4 protein-coding genes are annotated in these 3,520 nt (G+C 75.4%); 1 reads left to right on the top strand and 3 read right to left on the bottom strand.

Annotated features, from left to right (window positions below; translation table 11 throughout):
• The coding region (locus B9S61_RS08740; RefSeq protein WP_103541741.1) for an SseB family protein at nt 1–552 on the bottom strand (552 nt) is incomplete at its 3' end.
• 117 nt (nt 553–669) lie between these two features.
• On the opposite strand from B9S61_RS08740, the gene B9S61_RS08735 reads away from it, so the two are divergent.
• Nucleotides 670–1,410 (top strand): serine hydrolase, encoded by a 741-nt coding sequence (locus B9S61_RS08735; protein ID WP_219819902.1) that lies wholly within the window; start codon nt 670–672, stop codon nt 1,408–1,410.
• Here the strand turns inward: B9S61_RS08735 and mycP are convergent.
• Nucleotides 1,407–2,609, bottom strand: a complete 1,203-nt coding sequence (gene mycP / locus B9S61_RS08730) for a type VII secretion-associated serine protease mycosin (RefSeq protein ID WP_103541739.1) — start codon at nt 2,607–2,609, stop codon at nt 1,407–1,409. The two genes, B9S61_RS08735 and mycP, sit on opposite strands and share 4 nt — an antisense overlap.
• Nucleotides 2,606–3,418: a hypothetical protein gene (locus tag B9S61_RS08725; RefSeq protein WP_103541740.1), complete on the bottom strand. Its 813-nt coding sequence runs from the start codon at nt 3,416–3,418 to the stop codon at nt 2,606–2,608. Before B9S61_RS08725 ends, mycP begins: the two co-directional genes overlap by 4 nt.
• Nucleotides 3,419–3,520: the final 102 nt, after the last annotated feature.

Raw genomic sequence — 3,520 nt, 5'->3', positions numbered from 1 at the left:
GGCCCGGCCGGGCCCGAGGTGGGCACGGAGCACGGCGGGTTCGGCGGCCACGGCGGCCCGTACGGCCTCGGCGACGGCGGGGTCGGTGAGCGGGTCGGTGCTGGTGCGTCCCTCGGCGAGCGCGAGCAGGGTGGGACCGGTCAGCTCGAAGGGCACCGGACCGGACAGGTCCAGGATCACCGTGTCCGCCTTCTCGTGGGCGGCGGCCTGCAGCGCCTGGTGCAGCGGTACGGCGACGGGGCGGGCGGCCGGGTCCCAGCGGGCGAGGGAGTCGGTGGAGGTGAAGGCGGGCAGAGCGGTGCGGCCGCCGGCCTTCAGGGTGGGTACGGCCATGTCGCTGGTCTTCTCGCGGCGCAGCCCGTTCTCGTCCTCCTCGGCCTCACCGAGGATGGCGACGACGGGCACGAGCAGCCGGGCGCCCTTCAGTGCCTCCAGGACGGGACCGACGGCGTTGCCGTCCTCGGCCCAGGCGGCGAGGGCGGCGCTCAGCCGGGGGTCGGCGGTGCCGTCGTCGTCGCGGAACGGGGAGTCGGGAATGTTCTTGTTCGCCACGGTCACCGACCCTATCGGCCGCGCGTGACAGGCTCGGACGCGGCTTCGGCTTCATGCGGCCTCGGCTTCATACGGCCTCGGCTTCGGCTCGGCTTCGATTTCGACGGAGGGAGACAGGTGGCGCACGTGGCGCGGGTGTCCGTGGCGGTACTGGACATGGGTTCCGGGGAGACCGTCTCGCGCGGGGACGGGGTGTTCGTCACGGCGAGCCTCGTGAAGGTGGACATCCTGGCGGCGCTGCTGCTCCGCGCGCAGGACGCGGGCCGGGAGCTCACCGGGGCGGAGCGGTCGTGCGCGGCGGAGATGATCGTGCGCAGCGCCAACGACGCGGCGTCGGTCCTGTGGGACGGCATCGGCCGGGCGGCGGGCCTCGACGCGGCGAACGCCCGCCTCGGGCTGACGGAGACCACGGGCGGCGAGGGCAGGCTGTGGGGGCTGACCCGCACCACGGCCCTGGACCGGCTGACGCTGCTGCGGCGGGTCTTCGGCGCGGACTCGGAACTGGGCGCGGCGTCACGGGCGTATGTACGGGAACTGATGGAGCGGGTCGTCCCGGAGCAGGCGTGGGGTGTGCCGTCCGCGGCGGACGGGGGCACGGCGTGGGCCGTGAAGAACGGCTGGCTGCCGCGCGACGCGACGGGGCTGTGGGTCGTGCACAGCATCGGGTACGTCACGGCCGGCGGACGCGACTGCCTGGTGTCGGCGCTGTCCGACGGCAACACGACGAGGGAGCGGGGCGTGGCCCTGGTGGTGGCGGCGGTGAGGCATGCGCTCACGGCCCTGGACGGGGCGGGGCGTTCTTCCCGCGGCGCCGGTCCGGAGGCCGGGGCGGTCCGTGGGCGGCCGCGTTCCCTCTAGAAGTGGTGCCGGTCCGTCTGGAAGTGGTGCCGGTCCGTGCGACGTCCGCGCCACAGCACCACCGTGGCCACGAGCAGCACACCGCCGGCGCTGCCGGCCAGGGGGGCCGCCCAGTCGGCGGTGCCGTCGTCGGGCTCGCCGGTGTCCGGGCCGGGACCGAAGTGCTTCTTCCCGTAGGCCGCCGATGCCAGCCCGTCCGGCTTCAGCCCGGCCGCCGCCCTGATCGCCGCGGCCGGGTCGATGAAGCCGAAGCCGCGCGAGTCGTCCCGGCCGTCGGCGGGGGCGTTGCGGGCGGTGTCCTCCAGGAGCCGCTTGATCTGGGCGGGGGTCAGGCCCGGATGGGCCGCCTCGGCCAGGGCCACCGCCCCGGAGACGAACGCGGCGGCGGCGCTGGTGCCCCAGCCTTCGTAGTACTTGTGGTCGGGGTCGGCGATGATCACGTCGACCCCGGGCGCGCTGACCGTCGCGTACCAGCGGCGGGTGGAGAACGGCGCGCGGGTGCCGTAGCGGTCGACGGCGGTCACGGCGATGACGCCCGGGTAGGCGGCAGGGTAGGAGACGCGGTCGCCCTTCTCGCCGCCGTTCCCGGCGGAGGCGACGACGACCACGCCCTTGCGCAGGGCGTACTGGATGGCCTCGTCCTCACCGGGTTCGGGGTGGGCGGAGGCGGAGTCGTCGCCGAGGGAGAGGTTGATGACGTCGGCGCCGTTGTCGGCGGCCCAGCGGATGCCCTCGGCGAGGGCGTTGCCGCGAGTGCTGCGGGCCTTGGCGCGGGAGGGGTCGCCGTCCTCCAGGATCACCCGGACGGGGAGGATCTCCGCCTCGGGCGCGATGCCCATGACGCCTTCGGCACGATCGGGTCCGTGGCCGTGGCCGGCGATGATCCCGGCCATGGCGGTGCCGTGGCGGGCCCAGGCGCGGTCGCCCTCGCTCGCGCCGAAGCCGACGAGGTCCTTGCCGGGGAGGACGTTGCCCTCGAGGTCGGGATGGTCGGCCTCCACGCCGGTGTCCAGCACGGCGACGGTGACGCCCGCGCCCTTCGTGGTCTGCCACACCTCCTCGGTGTGCATCGCCTCGAGGGACCACTGCCGGGCGCGGATGCCGTCGGCGTGCGCGGGAGTGGCGGGCAGGAGTACGAGTGCGGTGGTGAGGAGTGCGCCCAGGGCCGCGGCGGGACGCCGGCCGGTGCGGGGCCTCATGAGGGCTGCTCCGTGGCGGTGCCGGCCCGCGTGCGCAGTCCGCGCTCGACGCGGTCGGCGAGACCCCGCGCCTCGTGGCCGAGACCCGCCTGGGCGGGGGCGGCGGTGGCTCCGGACTCCATGGCGTCCTCGGCGGGCAGCACGGTGTCGACGGTGCGGCCGTCGGCCCAGCCGGTGACGGCGTAGACGACGACGGGGGCGTCCGTGAGGACGGAGATCACCCAGGAGGCTCGCTGCTCCGCGCCGAACCCCGCGGCGACGGTGCCTTTCGCCGGGTACGGCAGGGGCATCAGGTCGGTACGGCGGTCCAGGCGCTCGGTGTCGAAACGGCGGGCGAGGGCGGCCATGCCGGCGGCGTCGGCCTCGGTGAACAGCAGGCCGACGGTGGTGACATGGCTCTGGGTGGCATCGGTGTAGGTCGCGCGCAGCAGGCGCTCGCAGCCGACGGGGGCGAGCACCTTGCGCAGCAGGGGGTCGAAGGCGCCCTTGCAGCCCCCGTCGGGGGCCACGGCGATACGGGTCCAGGACCGGTCGGCGTCGCCGGGGCCCGCACCCTTGCCCTGCAGGGTGGGCGGGAACAACTGGTCGACGGGCACGTTGTGCCACAGGCCTCCGGCGGCGGCGAACCCCTGCCGGGCGTCGGACCCTTCGGAGTCGCCCGTGAGCCAACTGCCCGTGACGGCACCGCCGATGAGCCCGGCGCCGAGGACGAGACAGACCGCGGCGGCCACCATCTGAGACCGGCTGCGCCGCCCGAACGGCCGCGGCCGCGCGTTCTCGTCGTAGCCTTCCGGCTCCCCCAACGACACGACGGTGGCCCGCCCCGCCCCCGGGACGCCACCGGGTGCCATCGGGGCGCTCCAGGACAGCGAGGGGTCGGGAGCACCGACCGGAGCCTGCCCCGGCCCTCC

It is taken from the genome of Streptomyces sp. SM1, assembly GCF_002910825.1.
GTDB classification, from domain to species: domain Bacteria; phylum Actinomycetota; class Actinomycetes; order Streptomycetales; family Streptomycetaceae; genus Streptomyces; species Streptomyces okerensis.
This window is presented reverse-complemented; position numbering and strand designations above follow the sequence as displayed.

What these genes read in the sequence shown, in the direction of transcription:
- mycP (WP_103541739.1), bottom strand. Translation starts at nt 2,609, where the DNA reads ATGAGGCCCCGCACCGGCCGGCGTCCCGCCGCGGCCCTGGGCGCACTC.